Annotated in this window: 13 protein-coding genes; 9 read left to right on the plus strand and 4 right to left on the minus strand. The window is 33.3% G+C overall.

The annotated features are described in order from the left end of the window. Nucleotides 1-52: 52 nt before the first annotated feature. A complete protein-coding gene (locus H4V97_RS11270; RefSeq protein WP_209549753.1) occupies nucleotides 53-2,800 on the minus strand; it encodes a TonB-dependent receptor in 2,748 nt (915 codons plus the stop codon). Between the two features lie 224 nt (nucleotides 2,801-3,024). Here H4V97_RS11270 and H4V97_RS11275 point away from each other — a divergent pair, with 224 nt between their 5' ends. From H4V97_RS11275 to phoU, 9 genes are all read left to right on the plus strand, one after another. Continuing rightward, complete coding sequence (locus H4V97_RS11275; protein ID WP_196851403.1) at nucleotides 3,025-3,711, plus strand: response regulator transcription factor; 687 nt, start codon at nucleotides 3,025-3,027, stop codon at nucleotides 3,709-3,711. Nucleotides 3,712-3,789: 78 nt separating this feature from the next. Next, a complete protein-coding gene (locus H4V97_RS11280; protein WP_209549754.1) occupies nucleotides 3,790-4,872 on the plus strand; it encodes a sensor histidine kinase in 1,083 nt (360 codons plus the stop codon). 186 nt (nucleotides 4,873-5,058) lie between these two features. Next, complete coding sequence (locus H4V97_RS11285) at nucleotides 5,059-6,414, plus strand: hypothetical protein (RefSeq protein WP_209549755.1); 1,356 nt, start codon at nucleotides 5,059-5,061, stop codon at nucleotides 6,412-6,414. A 39-nt stretch (nucleotides 6,415-6,453) separates the two neighbouring features. Further along, a complete protein-coding gene (locus H4V97_RS11290; protein WP_209549756.1) occupies nucleotides 6,454-7,287 on the plus strand; it encodes a phosphate ABC transporter substrate-binding protein in 834 nt (277 codons plus the stop codon). Between the two features lie 96 nt (nucleotides 7,288-7,383). Beyond that, nucleotides 7,384-8,220: a phosphate ABC transporter substrate-binding protein gene (locus tag H4V97_RS11295; RefSeq protein WP_209549757.1), complete on the plus strand. Its 837-nt coding sequence runs from the start codon at nucleotides 7,384-7,386 to the stop codon at nucleotides 8,218-8,220. Between the two features lie 81 nt (nucleotides 8,221-8,301). Next, complete coding sequence (pstC, locus tag H4V97_RS11300; protein WP_209549758.1) at nucleotides 8,302-9,564, plus strand: phosphate ABC transporter permease subunit PstC; 1,263 nt, start codon at nucleotides 8,302-8,304, stop codon at nucleotides 9,562-9,564. A gap of 3 nt (nucleotides 9,565-9,567) precedes the next feature. Next, nucleotides 9,568-10,512 carry a phosphate ABC transporter permease PstA gene (gene pstA, locus H4V97_RS11305; protein ID WP_196851397.1) on the plus strand — a complete coding sequence of 315 codons (945 nt, stop codon included), beginning with the start codon at nucleotides 9,568-9,570 and terminating at the stop codon, nucleotides 10,510-10,512. A gap of 46 nt (nucleotides 10,513-10,558) precedes the next feature. After that, on the plus strand, nucleotides 10,559-11,317 hold the full coding sequence (gene pstB, locus H4V97_RS11310) for a phosphate ABC transporter ATP-binding protein PstB (protein ID WP_196851396.1): 759 nt from the start codon (nucleotides 10,559-10,561) through the stop codon (nucleotides 11,315-11,317). 84 nt (nucleotides 11,318-11,401) lie between these two features. After that, a complete protein-coding gene (gene phoU, locus H4V97_RS11315) occupies nucleotides 11,402-12,079 on the plus strand; it encodes a phosphate signaling complex protein PhoU (protein WP_209549759.1) in 678 nt (225 codons plus the stop codon). A 140-nt stretch (nucleotides 12,080-12,219) separates the two neighbouring features. Here the strand turns inward: phoU and H4V97_RS11320 are convergent, their stop codons facing one another. From H4V97_RS11320 to H4V97_RS11330, 3 genes are all read right to left on the minus strand, one after another. Continuing rightward, nucleotides 12,220-13,290: a glycosyltransferase gene (locus tag H4V97_RS11320; RefSeq protein WP_209549760.1), complete on the minus strand. Its 1,071-nt coding sequence runs from the start codon at nucleotides 13,288-13,290 to the stop codon at nucleotides 12,220-12,222. Nucleotides 13,291-13,460: 170 nt separating this feature from the next. After that, nucleotides 13,461-14,105 carry a hypothetical protein gene (locus H4V97_RS11325; RefSeq protein ID WP_209549761.1) on the minus strand — a complete coding sequence of 215 codons (645 nt, stop codon included), beginning with the start codon at nucleotides 14,103-14,105 and terminating at the stop codon, nucleotides 13,461-13,463. 83 nt (nucleotides 14,106-14,188) lie between these two features. Beyond that, nucleotides 14,189-17,629, minus strand: coding sequence for a hypothetical protein (locus tag H4V97_RS11330; protein ID WP_209549762.1), 3,441 nt, complete (start codon nucleotides 17,627-17,629; stop codon nucleotides 14,189-14,191). Between the last annotated feature and the right edge of the window lie 37 nt (nucleotides 17,630-17,666).

Raw genomic sequence — 17,666 nt, forward strand, 5'->3', positions numbered from 1 at the left:
TGTTCTTTTTAATCTTATTGCGTTTTTAAGTCCTGACTTATTCTTTTTCTAATTAGAATTGGTAGTTCAAGTTTAAACTAAATGTCATTCCTTTTTTATAAGATAATACATTGACATCTCCATTAAAGTTTTCTTGGACTCTTTTTATAACTGGATCTAAAATGTTTTTCACTACAAGTCCTAGCCCGAATTTTTCACTTAATTTTGATTTAGTAATAAAGTCTAATGAACCAAAAGCTTTGTCAACTAGATCCCCTTTTCCACTTGTTCCAATGGCATTAACTCTATCTGAAAAGTAAGTATATGCTACAGTTGTGGTAAGATTTCTGTTTTTATTATTCCATTCGTTAAACAATGTTAAGTCGGCGTTTAATAATAAATTAGATGCTCCCGTAAATTTTCCTTTTGTGTTTGTAAAATCAACTTGGAAATCTGTTTCGTTATTTACCTTCGCTGAATTTAATTCTTGATTGCTGTATAAATAAGAAGCATTGATTCCGGCAGAAAGTTTTTTGGCATTATCTGAATCGATGTTCAAAAGTTGTTTTCTGTATTCTGCTTCGGCACCCGCAACATATCCGTAATCACCAGTGTTTATGTATGAGATGTCATTAGATGAGGAAGAAACTGTTACCTCATTCATTGGGTTTAAGATGTATTTACCAAAAGCTGTTACTGAAATTAACTCATCACTTTTAGGGAACATTTCCCATTTTAAATCGAAATTATAATCATCAGACGCGTATAGATCTTTATTACCTACTTTTACTTGTAGCACTTCTTCATAAATAAATGGTGCTCTTTCTTTAAATTGGGGAAGTGTATAGGTTTTGCTTAATCCTAAGCGTAAGTTTTGTTTGTCATTCAATTCATATTTCATAACTAAACTAGGTAAGAAAGCTGTTTTTTCTAATTTGTCATTTCCTATTGCACCTAGTTGTGTGTTCCAACTTACTTTTTGAGTTATTTGTTCACCTCTTAAGCCTAGAACAGCTGTTAATTTCTTGAATTTGTATTCCGTGTTAACAAAAGCAGCGTGTATCGTTTGATCCCCTCCATAAGTTTGAGGGTCTAGAGCGTTGAATACTTGAGCGTTTCCACGGAAAGTTGCGATGTTAAAGTTCCCATTATTGAAATTATCTTGGTTGTAAAATAAATCTAAGTTAGTAGGGTCAACAATAGTATTAGTATTACCAGCGGTTGCTTTAATATTGAATTGCGTCGCTTGAAAACCTCTTGATTTGATTCTCTCGTTTAGACCAAAAGTAACTTTTCCTAGGAAATCACCTGCTTCATCTTTATTGAATTTGTAATCATAAGATGCGTTCGCAGCTAATTCGTCTTCTTTTAATTTTTGAAAATACCTGTGGTTGTCAGGAGCTGAGATGCTTGATAATTGATAACCGGTTGCTTCTTTTCTGAAAATGTTTTGACTTCTGTCAGGCATGTTTCCATCAATGATATTGTATGAAAGTCCCCAGTTTAGTTTAGAACGGTCCCCTATTTTATGATTACCTAATATTTGGTTAATCCATAAACTATTTTTTTCATAGTTAAAACGACGAATTAAACCGTTTCCATCATTGGCAATATCTACAATATATCCATAATACTCTTCTTTTGATTGTGTTGAGGTATTGATGTAAAGCGTATTGAAACTTAGTTTGTTGTTGTTGTTTATTTTGTAACCAATATTTGCCATTCCGGTAGTATTAGTTTCGTATTCCATTTCACTGAAGTCTGCAAAGTTTTTATTGGCAACTCCATTACCATTAACACTTGCTTTTGCTGATCCGTTACTTTTTGAACTAAAATCGTTGTTAAAGGAAGCGGTTGCAAAAAAGCTAAGTTTTCCTTCGGAACCTATGTCAAATGATTTTCCTCCTGAAATTCCAAAAGAAGTCGCTATTGGAGTGTAATCTTTCAATTGAAGAGAACTATAGTTGTATTGTGTTAGGGCATTGCTTGGAATTGATTTGTTTGTAAATCCAAATCCGTTAAATCCCTTTTGTAGTTTAAAGTTATCTTCTGCAATAGCATTAGAGTTTACTTTAGAACCAATTTCTAATTTTAAGAATCCACTCCCTTTATAGTCTTTTGAAATAATATCAACGTTACCTCCGGCAAAGTCACCATAAATATTTCCGCTATAAACTTTATCAATAGAAATGTATTCAACAATATCTGTATTGAAGATTTCAAGATTTAAGTTTTTCTTCTCTGGATCGTTAGATGGAATTGGTAATCCATTCATCGTTGTAGAGTTGTAACGGTCACCAAGACCTCTTACAAATATATTTCCAGAACCTTCTTGCTTAGTAATACCGGTAGTTTTAGTAACAGCAGTAGCGACATCGCTTACTCCTTTTCGGGAGAGCTCTTGCACCCCGATGGTTTGTTTTATTTCGACAGCATTTTTTTGGTCTAACAGCAATGCAGTTTCTTTTTGTCTGTTTACCGTACTTTTTACCACTACATCCTCTAGCTTATAACTTCCGGATCCTAATGCTTTACTAATTGTTGTGGTTTCATTTGCGGTAACCGTTACAGGAACTTCGACCGATTCATAACCAACAAAACTGAACATAATCGTATAGTCTCCGGGTGCTACAGGAAGACTGTACTTTCCGTCAATATCAGTATTGGTTCCTATTTTGGTTCCTTTTATAAGTACGTTTGCAAAAGGCAATGATTGATTGTTAGCGTCCTTGTCTGTTAGGATTCCAGCAACTGTACCTTTAGTTTGCGAAAAAGAAAAAGTTGTAATCAGTAATGCTATAAACAATATTCTGAATTTCATTTGTGTGTGTTTTATTTTTCTGCAAAGTAATGTCGCTTTTGTAAAGTAAAAGTTACTTGATTATTACCATTTAGTTTCGAGGATATTAATAAATCGTTAACATATTAAATTACGGTTAATGTGATTTTTAAACGGTGTTTTTATTGTTATATTTACAATCGGAATTGAAAATCACTGAGCATTATCAGGATAAATTGCATCAGATTAACATAATTTTTCTATTTATGAAAAAAAGAAACACGAAGATTTTACTCGTTGATGATGAGCCGGATATTCTGGAAATTGTGGGGTACAATCTGGCTCAAGAAGGGTATCAAATTGTTACGGCGGCAAACGGAAAGGAAGCTGTCGCAAAAGCCAAAAAAGAATTGCCGGATCTTATCATAATGGATGTGATGATGCCGGAGATGGATGGAATGGAGGCGTGTGAAAACATTAGAAAAATACCGGAATTGAATAATGTAATCATTACTTTCTTGACGGCAAGAAGCGAAGACTATTCACAGGTGGCCGGTTTTGATGCTGGTGCAGACGATTATATTACAAAGCCCATTAAACCAAAATTACTAGTGAGTAAAGTGAAGGCTTTGTTGCGACGTTTAAAAGAACAAGAACAGAATAGCGAAACACTTAATGTAGGGGGAATCGAAATAAATCGGGAAGAATATAAAATAGTAAAGGATAATGTAGAAATAGCATTGCCTCGAAAAGAGTTTGAGTTGTTTTACTTATTGGCTTCCAAACCAGGAAAAGTATTCAAACGGGACGAAATTCTTGACAAAGTTTGGGGTAATGAAGTGGTTGTGGGCGGAAGAACAATAGACGTCCATATTAGAAAATTACGGGAAAAAATTGGAGAAGATTTTTTCAAAACTATTAAAGGAGTAGGGTATAAATTTGAAGTTTTATAGAAATCAATTGAATTTTTATTATTGAAAATTTGCGCTATTTATCCCCTCTTTTTGTAAAATAAGCAATGCATAAATTAAATGAAAATAAGTTTTAAGAAAACCTATAAGTTCGCTGTAAAATCAGCTTTGTACATTAGTCTTTTTGCCACTGGATTTGTCATGTTTTTAGTGACTATACTGTTCCATACTACGGTACATAATTTATGGTTATTTGGAGCAATTTTCATCTTTAGTATTTATGTTTTTTCATTCTTGGTCTTGCAATATAGAGTGGAACGATTCATTTACCGACGTGTAAAAAAAATCTACGATGAGGTTTCATTATTGGAATCCAGTAGTTTTATCAACAAGCCCATAACCACAGATATGGAGACTTTGTCTAGGGAAGTGAAGAAATTTGCTACAGATAAAAAATTAGAAATCGAATTACTCCAAGTAAGAGAGGAATACAGAAGAGAATTTCTAGGCAATGTTTCGCATGAGTTAAAAACACCTTTGTTTACCGTGCAAGGGTATTTGTCTACACTTCTAGATGGAGCGATGGAGGATAAGACTATTCGAAAAAAATATTTAAAACGAGCCGAAAAAGGAGTCGAGAGATTAATCTACATCGTAGAAGATTTAGATATGATTACTAAACTCGAAGCAGGCGATTTGAATTTGGAAATTTCTCAATTTGATATTGTTGATCTGATTCAGAATGTTTTCGATTTATTAGAAATGAAGGCAGATAAAAAGAAAATCACTCTTGCATTTGAGAATTATTATATCCAACCCATTTTTGTAACAGGAGACAAAGATAAAATACAGCAGGTTATCGAAAATTTGATTGTAAACTCCATAAAATACGGAAAGGAAGGCGGTATGACTGAAGTAGCCATTGTAAACCTAACGAATAAAAAAGTACTGGTTCGAATAACCGATAATGGTGAAGGAATTGAAAAACAAAATATTTCAAGGCTTTTTGAACGTTTTTATCGTGTAAATAAGAGTGGTTCACGCTCAGAAGGAGGTTCGGGATTGGGGCTTGCCATTGTAAAACATATTATAGAAGCACATAAAGAAAAAATCTATGTGGAAAGTGAATTTGGAATCGGGTCTGAATTTTCATTTACAGTGGAGAAAGCCGGATTAAAAAAAATAGAAATCGATTTGAAATAAATTCATGTTAAAATACTTTAAATCAACAACATAAAAAATCATCATAGCTGAATTATTGCGACAAATCTTATAATTTAACAATAGAAACCTTAACGAAACGATAATTTATCACCACCATAATAATTTGTTAACATTGGCATAACATTACTGCCCCACCTTTGCAAAAAAATTAATCATATAACAACGATGAAAAAAATTTTATTTGCAGTGTTGGTTATGACCTCAGTGTTCTCTAATGCGCAAGATGTCAAGAGTGATACTATTAAAGCGGTAAGTGTCGATTCTTTACAAACTACCACTGTTGATTCAGTCAAAACAGCAACTATCGAATCTTTGAAAGAATCTCTTGATGAGCATTCTATGAAATTTTCAGGTTTGGAAGAAAGACTGGCGACGATGGATGGTGATTTGGCTAAACTGACCAAAATTAAATTTTCCGGATATTTACAAGCACAATATGAAATGTACAATTTTCAAGACAATATTGGACCAGGACCATCCACAACGGCTGTGCCAATAAAAAACACATTTTTTATCAGAAGAGCACGTGTAAAATTGACTTATGAACCTATTACTGGCGCGGTATTTGTCATTCAGCCGGACTATGCTTTTGATAAAGTTACTTTAAGAGATGCTTATGTTCAGGTAAATGATCGATGGATACAAACATTTAAATTATTTTTAGGGCAATTCAACAGAACGAGTTATGAAGTAGAGTTTTCTTCACGTTCAAGAGAATTGTTAGAAAGAAGTAGAATGTCTGGAATCTTATATCCGCAAGAGAGAGACTTGGGAGCAAAAATTGAAATGGATTTACAAACTAAATATGAAATTCCATTCAAATTTCAGTTAGCTGTTTTTAACGGTAATTATGGGGAAGGTTCTTTGACAAATAATCTTAGAGATGTCGATAATAAGAAAGACGTCATGATGAGAGGTGTTTATTCTTTCACATTCCCGTCTCAAGGATTGGGTATTGATATTGGAGCCCATACGTATTTAGGGAATACGGCTGTTTTACAAGCTGGAACTTTTAGCGATGTAAATAATAATAATTTCACTGCTAAAGTAGGAGACAGTTTTCAAAAAAGATGGTTTGGTGGAGAGATGAGAGTCTACTATGATTTTCTTGGAGGAATGTCTCTTAAAGGAGAATACATTTCTGGACAAATCTCGGGAGAAAAATCAACCACATTATTGCCAGTTGCAAATAGTAATCCTAGTTTTAATTTTAATGGTATCAGAGATTTTACAGGATACTATGCGACTTTGGTTAAAAACATTGGAAAAAGCAATCAGCTTGCAGTTCGATATGATAGTTGGGATCCCAACAGACATTTAGCTGGAAATGCAGTGACTATTAAAGAAGATTTAAAGTACGATAACTGGTCATTTTCTTGGCAATATTTTTACGATGATAATGTAAAAATTGTAGCAGGATATAGTTTGCCAATTAATGAAAAAAGTACCACAGTTGGTGGCGATTACATAAAAGATAAATTAGATAACACGTTTACAATTAGAATTCAAGCTGGATTTTAATCCTAAAAAATTAGATTTAATACAATAAAAAAAAATAAAATGAAAACAACAAAAATTAAATTAGCAGCTATACTATTGGTTGTTATGGCAGTAGGAGTTTCTTTTACCGCATTGAATAAAATTACAGTAAAAGGTTCTGACACTATGGTTATTTTGTCACAAAAATGGGCTGAGGTTTATATGCAAAAACATCCAGGTGCTTCAATTCAAGTAACTGGTGGTGGTTCTGGAGTAGGTCTTGCAGCTTTAATAAATGGATCAACTGATATTGCAAATTCAAGTCGTCCAATTAAAGCTACTGAAGTTGAAAAATTAAAAGCAAGATACAGTACATTAGGTGTTGAGATTCCTTGTGCAAAAGACGGATTGTCTGTTTATTTAAACAAAGCAAATGGAGTTTCTGAATTAACGATTAAACAAATCGGGTTAATTTTTGCAGGAAAAATTACAAATTGGAAACAAGTAGGTGGTGTCGATGCAAATATTAGATTATACGGTAGAGAAAGCAGTTCAGGTACTTTTGCTTTTTTCAAAGATAATGTAGTAAAAACAGATTATTCTCCAAGTTGTCAAACATTGCCGGGAACTGCAGCAATTGTAAATGCCGTTAAGAAAGATAAATTAGGAATTGGTTACGGTGGTGCTGCTTATGCTGAAGGTGTAAAAGACTGTAAAGTAAAAAAAGACGATAAAAGTCCTGGTGTTTATCCAACAGCAGAAACGATTAAAAATAAAACATATCCAATTTCTAGATACTTATACATGTATTTAAAATCAAGACCAACAGGGGAAACAAAAGCTTTTGTTGATTGGATTTTAAGTGCGGAGGGTCAAAAACTAGTTGTTGAAACAGGGTATTTCCCAGTAAAATAATTTAGAATTTTTTCTTATTATCCTTCCCTAGTATTTTTCTGGAGAAGGATAATTTGCATTAAAAACAAATATAAATTGCCATTTAATTTAATAGTCATGAAAACAAATAGTTTAAAATTAGCAGCAGCCGTCTTATTAATTGTTTTAACCATAGGTTGCAAATCGGATGAAACTAAAAAGATAACAGTAAAAGGATCAGACACCATGGTGATTTTATCACAAAAATGGGCTGAGGCATTTATGAAAACAAATCCAAAAACTATAATTCAGGTAACGGGAGGCGGTTCCGGTGTAGGAATTGCAGCGTTGCTAAATGGTTCAACAGATATTGCTAATGCAAGTCGTCCTATGAAACCATCTGAAATAGATAAGTTAAAGGAGAAATATAAAGTTAGCGGTGTTGAAGTACCTTGTGCGAAAGATGGTTTGTCTATTTTTCTAAATAAAGAAAATCCAGTTTCGGAACTTACTATTGAGCAATTGGGAAATATTTTTTCTGGTAAAATTACAAATTGGAAAGAAGTAGGTGGCGAAGATCAAACTATCAGATTGTATGGTAGAGAAAGTAGTTCAGGTACTTTTGATTTTTTCAAAGAACATGTTGTAAAAACAGACTTTTCACCTAAATGTCAAACCTTGCCAGGAACTGCTGCAATTGTTAATGCAGTTAAGAAAGACAAATACGGAATTGGTTATGGTGGTGCAGCTTATGCTGAAGGAGTAAAAGATTGTAAAGTAAAACAAGATACTGCAAGTGAAGGAGTTATGCCGACAGCCGCAACTATAAAAGATAAAACGTATCCAATTTCAAGATTTTTATATATGTATCTAAAATCAGCTCCAACAGGTGAAACTAAAGCTTTTGTAGATTGGATTTTGAGCCCTGCAGGTCAAAAAATGGTTGAAGAAGTGGGCTATTATCCTTTAAATTAATACTACTTTTGTATCACTTACTATTTTAAAAATGTGTGATATTTTTGTTTTAAATAAATAATGAATTTTTAAAAAAAATAGATGGATTCCCAATTTCCAAATAAACAAAATTTCACAAAAGAAAGCCTAAAAAAACAATTTAGACTTTCTGAATTTCTTGCAGAAAAAATTATTTCATCAGTTGCTTTCTTATCGATAGCCATCATTATTCTTATTTTTGTTTTTGTTTTTAAAGAGTCGCTGCCTATTTTTAATTTTGGTAAAGACACAAAAGCAAAAACGGAACAAGTCAATACGTCTTCTTCTGAATCAAAGCCTGAATCTTATGGAGCGGCGCCTGCCGATGATTTAAAACCAGAAACATATGGTTCAGAGCCAGTAACTCAGGAAGATTTGAAACCCGAGACCTACGGTTCAGAACCCGTAACTCAAGAGGATTTAAAGCCAGAAACCTACGGTTCTGAACCCGTAACGCAGGAAGATTTAAAACCAGAAACCTATGGTGATGTGAAAGCAGAGCCGGCAGTTTCAAGCAGCACAGAAGAAAAAACTGAAGTTGCAGCAGAAAACAATGAAGGTTCAGATAAAACTTGGAGTACTTTTTTAACTACAGAATGGGTACCCGTTTCGGAACATCCTAGATTTGGTTTAATTTCTTTATTGATTGGTACTTTGAAAGTGACTATAATCTCTATGCTTATTGCTGGTCCTATAGCAGTTTTAGCAGCGTTATACACGTCTTGTTTTGCTTCACCAAGGGCTAAAGAAATTATCAAACCAATTATTGAAATGCTTGCTGCGTTTCCATCAGTTGTTATTGGGTTTTTTGCATTAATGGTAATGGCTACATTTTTTCAAGATATATTTGGATATGAATCTAGATTAAATGCTTTTATTGGTGGTGTCGCAATGGCATTAGCAGCGATTCCTATTATTTATACTATTTCTGAGGATGCGCTGTCTTCTATACCAAAAACATTTACCGAAGCAAGTTTAGCATTGGGAGCCAGTAAATGGCAAACTGCTTTTTTTGTTATTTTGCCAGCCGCTACACCAGGAATATTTGCAGCTTTACTTTTAGGAATTGGTCGAGTTTTTGGAGAAACAATGATTGTACTTATGGCTACTGGAAATGCAGCGCTATCATCACTAAACCCATTTGAAAGTGTACGAACATTTGCAGCTACAATCGGTTCAGAAATGGCCGAAACTGTTTTTGGAGAAACTCATTATAGCGTTTTATTCTTCATAGGGTCATTGCTTTTCATTTTTTCATTTGCATTAAATGCCGTTGCAGAATTTTATGTAAAAGGTAAATTAATCAAAAAATTTCAAGGTAAATAAATCATGAATACAAGTAGTAACGAAACAGAAAGCCACTTTTTTTCAAGTAAAAATAAAGGCGCGGATGTAAAAGGAAAATTTATTATTGGGATTACGCAATTAGCGGTTCTTTTAATTATAACCGTACTTTTTATTATTATAGGAATTATTGTATATGAAGGGCGTGAAAAATTTTCATGGGAATTTATAAGTTCATTCCCTACAAACGGAATGACCGAAGGAGGAATATTTCCAGCTTTAATAGGTACTTTTATTTTAGTTATCGTAATGTCAATTGCCGCAGTTCCTTTTGGGACAATTACAGCGATTTACTTAACGGAATATGCCAAAGAAAACTCAAAATTCGCAGCAGCAGTCCGTTTCTCTATTCGAACTTTGGCCGTTGTACCTTCTATTATTTTTGGTCTTTTTGGTCTTGGTTTTTTTATCCAATTTGTTGGTGGAGGAATAGATAAAACTTTTAACGGTGGTCAGTTGCATTGGGGACAACCAAACATTCTTTGGGCGAGTCTTACCATGGCTTTGTTAACGTTGCCGGTTATTATTGTTTCTGTTGAGGAAGCTTTGAAAACGATTCCTCGTGAATTACGAGAGGCAAGTTTGGCCTTAGGCGCTACAAAATGGCAAACCATTAAAAATGTTGTTCTTCCTGGGTCTATTTCTGGAATTATGACGGGAACAATTTTGGCGGTTAGTAGAGGCGCGGGAGAAGTAGCTCCTATTTTATTTACAGGAGCCGCCTATTATTTAGCGACTTTACCAGCTTCTTTGAGTGATCAATTTATGAACTTAGGATACCACATTTATATCATGTCCACCCAATCTTCTGATGTTGAAAAAACAATGCCTATTCAATTTGCTACGACATTAGTATTGTTATTGCTTACATTATCATTAAACTTAGTTGCTGTACTTATTAGATCCAGAATTAGACGAAGAGCTAAATAATTAAAGCGGACTAATAAATTACATTTTAGATATAACATAATTACATATGAAAGATATAAAAATACAAGTAAATGATTTATCATTATACTATGGAGAAAAAAAGGCATTAAAAGAAATAACAATGCAAATCCCTGCTAATAAAGTTACGGCTTTAATTGGACCTTCAGGATGCGGTAAATCTACTTTTTTAAGATGTATCAATAGAATGAATGATCTAATTCCTGATGTGAAAATTACAGGAAGTATGCTCGTGGAAGGTGTTGATATTTATAATAAGGATGTCGATGTTGTTAATATTAGAAAGAAAATTGGAATGGTTTTCCAAAAGTCAAATCCATTTCCAAAATCTATTTTTGAGAATATTGCTTACGGTCCAAAAATAAACGGAATAAAAGATAAAGCTCAATTGAGCGAAATCGTAGAGACTTCTTTGCGTCAAGCTGCAATTTGGGAAGAAGTAAAAGATAGATTACATGATTCCGCGTTAGGTCTTTCAGGAGGTCAACAACAACGTTTGTGTATTGCAAGAACGTTAGCTGTAAGCCCGGATATTATTCTAATGGATGAACCTGCAAGTGCCTTGGATCCAATATCTACTTCCAAAATAGAGGAATTAGTACATGAATTAAAAGAGCAATATACTATAATTATTGTTACACACAACATGCAACAAGCTGCTAGAACCAGTGATTACACAGCGTTCTTTTATTTGGGTGAGTTAATAGAAATGGGTAAAACTAATGCTATATTTACGAAACCAGAGAAAAAACAGACCGAAGATTATATCACAGGTAGATTTGGATAAAAATTATAATTGGAAACAAGCGTTTTTAAGTCTTGTTTAATATTGTGAATTTTGTAAACTTTGTAAATCTTTAATTAAAAAAAAATGGCGTCACACTTTCAAATAGAATTAGAAAAATTAAAAAATGTTATCCAAAAGATTGGACTTTTGGCAGAAAATCAAGTTGGTGAATCGGTAAGAGCATTGCTTTCTGAACCGGTTTCTGAGGGTAAAGAAGTTAAAAAAATAGAAAATAAAATTGATAAATTAGATGTAAAAATCGATGAAATTTGTCAAAGTATTTTTGCGTTGCAACAACCTGTTGCTTCAGATTTGAGGTTTATCATGTCGGCAATGCAAATTAGTAATGAAATTGAGCGAATTGGTGATTTGGCGATTAGCATTATCAAAAAATCAAAAAACATCAAAGACAAACACGACCTGATTGTCAAATTTAATATTGCTGATCTTGCAAGAAAAGTAGAGATTGTTACCATAAAAGCTAATGAGTGCTTCTTGACTCGTGGTGAAAATACTATTGGGGAAATTTTTATTTTAAACAATACTATAAAAAATGAAACAGAAGATACGATTCATGATATCATAAATGAAATGAAGTCTAATTCTAAAACAGTTGTTTCAGGAACTAATCTTGTCATTGTTTTGAAGCATTTAGAACGTATATCTGAGCATTGTACAAATATCGCCGAATATGTTTATTTTATGATAAACGCTAAAATAATAAAACACGAAAAATTTGACGGTAAGAAATCTGATAATTAATTTATGCCAGATTACTTATAATTGAAATTATTTAGATAAAAAAAACACACTAGTAGTGTACTTTGGAAGTACTATTAGTGTGTTTTTTGCTTATAAATTAATCTGAATAGAAGAGTTTGAGTAGCTGAATTGAAACAGCATTATTTTTTTTCAAAAACCTGAAACAGGGATTCCCAATTCAGTACAGCGTCTATTTGTGGTAGTCCTTTAAAATTCTCGATTTCAAGTAAGTTTTCTATTTTAAAATTGTCTTGCTCTGCATAAGGAACTAAACCTTCTCCTTTATATTTTTTTGCCAAATATTCCTGCTCGTATTGCCCTGGAGTAGGAATAAAAAATGCTTTTTTGTCTAATTTTGCCAAGTCCATAACGGTTGTATAACCTGATCTGCATAGAACTTTGTCACTTTCGTTAAAAGCTTGCTCCAGCTGACGCGTATTCATAAAATTATAATAGGTGACATCTCCTATTTGTTCCTTTATTTGGTTTTTTTCGACGACTCCTTTAATGAAAATTGTTTTTCCAGAATATCTCAAAATTTCTATTTTCAATTTCTCTTCTAAAATGCCTCTTTGTGGTTCAGGTCCCGAAAGAATGATCATTAAATCATACTTTATTTCGGTTTGTTTTTTGTGCAAACGGCTTAAAGGACCTATGTATTTAATGTCTAAATTGGTTTTTTCTAAATGTCCCAGTGCGCCAGTCAAATTTGGTTTTGTAGAAAAGTCGGGAACCCAACAAGTGGTATATTTTTTTATTATATTTTGGTGCATTTTACTCGTTAACCAAGTTGTATTTCCTGTCATTACATTCAATTGATGGGTCATAAACACGGAAGGTATTTTTTTGCTAAAAACACCTAGCCGATTGTCTGAAATAATACCGTCAATTTCATATTTCTTAATCCATTCTTTTACCATTTTTTTCTCATTATAAATGGCTTGGATCATCTTGGGACAACTTTTAAATAATTTCCATTTAAAATTTTTACCGTTTTTGGCGTATTCTATTTGGTAGGAAGGAAGTTCAAGGAATTGTAGATAAGGAAACTCTTTCCGCAATAATTCAAGCGCAATTCCATCAGAAGCAATTATGGGAATATAGTTATTATCCTGTAAAGCCTTTATAATTGGAATACATCGCGTAGCATGCCCCAAACCCCAATTTAATGGAGCAATCAAAATAGTCTTGCTGTATGCGTTCAAATCCATTGGTAAATATAGCTAGTAGTTTCTAATGGGGAAGATACACAAACTAGTGGTTTTTTTGTATTTGCAAAATATTATCAAACCATTAAGTTATCAATTTAATTTTTTTTTTAGGTTCTAAATAAAAAGAGACTGTCATTTGACAGTCTCTTTTTGTGGTTTTTAGAATTAAATTAATCTTGAATGTAGGTTTTGTTTCCTTTTGAGTTTATATAATATTTGCCTCCTCTTGGACCGGTGTATACCTTTTTACCGTTATACTCACCTGTAACCTTGTCTGGAACAGCGGGGGCTTTTTCGTTTGACTCTTTAATTTTAGCAGCGGGCTTTTTAGTTTTTGCAGTTGTTTTTTCTTTATTAATCTTTTCTGCCTTTTTTTCTGTTTTGACAGCCTTTTCATTGACTTCTGTAGCTTTTACTTTCGCAGCGCTTTTTGTTTTAGCTGCTTTTTCTTTGCTTTCTGCAGCCATAGTTTTTACATTGCTTCTTGCTTTCGCGACCTTTTGATTTTCTTCTTTAGCATTGGCTTTTACATCACTTTTTGCTTTTGAAACTGTCTTTTTGGCTTCTTTGGTAGCACTTTCCGCTTTTGCCGTTTTAGCTTTCTCATCACTTTTCGCTTTAGCAGCTATTACTTTTGCTTCGGCCTTCGCTTTAGCATCGCTTTTTGCTTTAGCTGCTTTTTCTTTGGCTTCGGCTTTGGCTTTGGCTATTTTTTCTGTTTTAGCTTTAGCTTTTTGCTTTTCAGCAGCAGTTTCTTGTGCATAAAAAGTACTGGATAAAATAAACACAAAACATAATAACAATAATTTTTTCATGACGTTAAAGTTTTTAAAGTTGTTGTTTTAAATCTAATTCTACATAAATTTAACAATTTAATTCTGAATATTTACGTAAAACGCTAGAAATAAGCCCTTAACTGCACGCTTCCTGTGTGGATAGTCTGACTAGATTCACTTTTTCTACCTTGGTAATTTAAATTGATATCTAAAAATTGAGTTAGGTTTTTCTGCAAAAGGAATCTCCAAGTCAAGTTTTGCCCAGTTTGAAGTCCTTCCAGCATTTGAAAACCAACTGAGGAGAATTCATTTCCTTTAAATTTATTTTGGTAAAAGGATATTTCACCATTCATAGTGAATTTTTTATTACTCGCATAAGAAAAGGAAGTTCCCAAGCGATTTTGTAATAATGTTTCTAAATTCCCAATTTGGTTTTCTTTGTTTTGCCATTCATAAAATAAATCCCAACTGGTATTTTTAGAAAATAAATAACTGATTTTTGGAGCCAATTGATACCCATTTACTTCATAATTTTTTTCAGTAAAATTCTCTGATGCAATTGAGGTTTGGATTGTTTTTGCGAAAAAATTGAACAACCAACTTTTCTTATATAAATTAGTGTATTGTAATTGATGAGAACTGTTTCTGGCTTCCTGTGACCCTATAGATAATAAGTTTTTTGTCTGGTTTTGTAAATAGGTGTAAGCGACGGAATTATTCTGCTTACCTCGATTAAAATACAAACTGTTTCGGAAACTGGAATTCAATCCCAACACATTTTCTTTGGAAGAACTAAAGGGATTTAATTCGAAATTATTGCCGTCACTTTTTGTTTTTCGGTCAATTATAAATGCCGTTTGGTTATAAAAATAAGACAGCAGTTTTTTTAATCCAAGTTCGTTTTGCCATTGATTTGGGTTTAGCGTAACGGATTGTGAAAATTTATTTTGATGTGTTTTTATATAAATTCGATTAGGCAGGAAAATCCTAATGTACTTAGCCTGATCGATAAATGGGGCGATTTCAAATTCTTGTAATTCCTGAATTCCATTGGCATTATAATCATTCCAAGTGTACACTCCTTGACCGGCTGGAACTTCCAGATAAGTAAATTCCTGTTGCGGAATACTTCCGGAATTTGTTTCATATACGGTTGCATTTTGAATCAATTGATTGAAAAAGCGATCGGTGTAAATTATTCTGGAATTCAACGATGACTCGCTTTTTTTAGTGGAATTCACAAAATCTAAATTTCTGTAATTGACATAAATCGATAAATCGCTTTTGTTTGTTTGAATCAATTTAGACTTCAAAAAATACGTTTGGGAATTATTTACTCTTTGCAAAATCCTCCCGGCAGTTTGGGATTGTAAACTGTCATTTTTTCGGTTTAAATAGCCCAATTCTACGAAAACTTTAGTGCTGTCGCCACGACCAGTGAAAAAGCTGTATTCCGTAAATCTTTGGCTTAAAGCCAAAAATTGATTTGTTGTTTTATCTTTTTCCTGATTATCCTCTAATCTCAAACTGCTTCCAACCCAGTTTTTATTGAAATGATACCTAGTTTGTGTTTGGTTTCTAAGGAATTTTGATGAAGAAATAATGCCATCGCTGTTTAAGAAACTGCCATGGTTTTGAAAAGTCCAATTTTTTAAACGTAATAAACCATTTAGAATATGTCTGCTGCCCGAAAAACTCTCCGAAAAATCTAATTTTTCAAATTGATAGGTTAACAATCCTTTATTTTGTGTTCCTTCTTTTTCATTTAAAATAAAATTTAAGCCTGAAACTAAGTAACTTTGATTGCCAATTGCAGTAGTTCCCAGATTCCAATCTCTATCGAATTCAATGGTATAAAGGCGTTCAACAGACCTAAAATCTTTTTGTACAAATTGATAATTGGCAAAAGCATCAACGTTCCATTTCTTTGAAAACAAGCGTTGTTTCAAGTTTATTTTTCCTGCAAGACCTTTGTTATTGGTGTCGTCCATCGAAGAGAACAAATTCTTATCATTGTTGCTGACTCCTAATTCAAAATCAACAGCAGTTTTTTCGGTGGGTTTGTATTTTCCAAGGAATGTAGCGACTTGGATTTTCGTAGGGGCTACTAATTGAATAATAGGTTCGTAATTTCCTTGCGGAACTCCATTTGGCTGGACATATTCATAGATTCTGCCATTAGCAGCCGAATTTGTCAAAATATAATTTCCCTTATTGTTTCCCACAAAACTAAACCGGACGTTGAATAGTTCGTCTTGAGCATTATTTGAATATTCAAAAATCTCCGTTGAATTGACAATTGTTTTTTTATACAGCACTTTGTTTTCTGAATAGGTATCTGCATAAGCAGACGGAGCTACCATCAAATCGGGATTATCTCCTGAATTTACTAATATTTGAGCTTGTTCCTTGGAGAGATTTTGTTGTAAAGGTTGGTTTTTTAAATCATTTTCGGAGTATAAGTAACTGCCAAAACTCCATTTTTCATTTTCATGAGTGGCTCCCGCATAAGTAACAAAGCGAGTATAATTTCTATCGGAATATTGGTATTCTATAGTAATTCGCATTTCGGAAGTAATGGTAAAAAGTGGCGTAAATACGATTTCACCAGCATTATAATCTATGGTATAATCATTGTTTTCCCCTCGTTTCAATAAAACGCCATTTACATAAACCCGCTCCGATCCTGAGATAACAAGAACATATAATTCACCATTTTGCCCTTTTAATTTATACGGACCTTGATTGCCTTCTTGGCCTGTAAAATTACTTTTGGCATATTGCCCTTTAACAAGCGCTGCCGATGCAAAAATATTGGTTTTACTATTTTCCGTTCCAAAGTCGAAACTGGTAGCCAGTCCTTGTACTTTTTTATTGAAATTAAGGAATTGCGTTTTCTTGTTTTCAAGAAATATATCCCCAGCTCTTATGTTCCATTTATCGCTGAACAACTCCATAAATACATTGTCGAATTGATCTAGTTTTTGGGAGTAACCGCCATCTTGCAAAGGGATGTTACTGTCTTGCAAGGAAGCTCTTAGGCTAACTTTCTCGGATAGTTTGCCTGTAATTTGTAAATCTAAATTTGAATTTAAGACAGTATTCTGGTTGTTACCGACCGTTACTCCGCGGGTAATGCTCCCCGAAGTATTTAATCCGTCAAAAGGAACGTTTTTCTTCTGTGTCTCTGTTTCAACTTTATATAATTTTCCGGACGTGGCTTCGTTACTCACTACTCGACTTGGGTCATAAATGCGATATTCCTTTGTCAGAAATTCGGGTAGTTTGAGGTAGTGAATCGTTATGGAATCAGAAGGAGGTAGATAATTTTCGCTAAGTAATAAGGTGGCTTTTTGAAAATTTATTTTATAAAATAACGTCTCGATTGGTTTGTCATTGGCGTCAAGCAATTTAAAAAAACTAGAATTAATGCCTTCACTTTCAAGATGAATGGTGTCACGCGAAGCAAGAATTTTTTTGGTTTTGTATAACGAATTAGTTTCCTGGGCTTGTAGTCCAGAAAAAAAGCCGATGACCACCCAGAAAAGTAATTTTTTCAACATAGATACAATAACTCGAAAGTATCAAAAGTAGTATTAA

The organism is Flavobacterium sp. CG_23.5 (genome assembly GCF_017875765.1).
In the GTDB taxonomy this organism is placed as follows: domain Bacteria; phylum Bacteroidota; class Bacteroidia; order Flavobacteriales; family Flavobacteriaceae; genus Flavobacterium.

Coding starts and splice junctions, on each gene's coding strand:
- H4V97_RS11270 (WP_209549753.1), bottom strand. CDS start 2,800: ATGAAATTCAGAATATTGTTTATAGCATTACTGATTACAACTTTTTCT.
- H4V97_RS11275 (WP_196851403.1), top strand. CDS start 3,025: ATGAAAAAAAGAAACACGAAGATTTTACTCGTTGATGATGAGCCGGAT.
- H4V97_RS11280 (WP_209549754.1), top strand. CDS start 3,790: ATGAAAATAAGTTTTAAGAAAACCTATAAGTTCGCTGTAAAATCAGCT.
- H4V97_RS11285 (WP_209549755.1), top strand. CDS start 5,059: ATGAAAAAAATTTTATTTGCAGTGTTGGTTATGACCTCAGTGTTCTCT.
- H4V97_RS11290 (WP_209549756.1), top strand. CDS start 6,454: ATGAAAACAACAAAAATTAAATTAGCAGCTATACTATTGGTTGTTATG.
- H4V97_RS11295 (WP_209549757.1), top strand. CDS start 7,384: ATGAAAACAAATAGTTTAAAATTAGCAGCAGCCGTCTTATTAATTGTT.
- pstC (WP_209549758.1), top strand. CDS start 8,302: ATGGATTCCCAATTTCCAAATAAACAAAATTTCACAAAAGAAAGCCTA.
- pstA (WP_196851397.1), top strand. CDS start 9,568: ATGAATACAAGTAGTAACGAAACAGAAAGCCACTTTTTTTCAAGTAAA.
- pstB (WP_196851396.1), top strand. CDS start 10,559: ATGAAAGATATAAAAATACAAGTAAATGATTTATCATTATACTATGGA.
- phoU (WP_209549759.1), top strand. CDS start 11,402: ATGGCGTCACACTTTCAAATAGAATTAGAAAAATTAAAAAATGTTATC.
- H4V97_RS11320 (WP_209549760.1), bottom strand. CDS start 13,290: ATGGATTTGAACGCATACAGCAAGACTATTTTGATTGCTCCATTAAAT.
- H4V97_RS11325 (WP_209549761.1), bottom strand. CDS start 14,105: ATGAAAAAATTATTGTTATTATGTTTTGTGTTTATTTTATCCAGTACT.
- H4V97_RS11330 (WP_209549762.1), bottom strand. CDS start 17,629: ATGTTGAAAAAATTACTTTTCTGGGTGGTCATCGGCTTTTTTTCTGGA.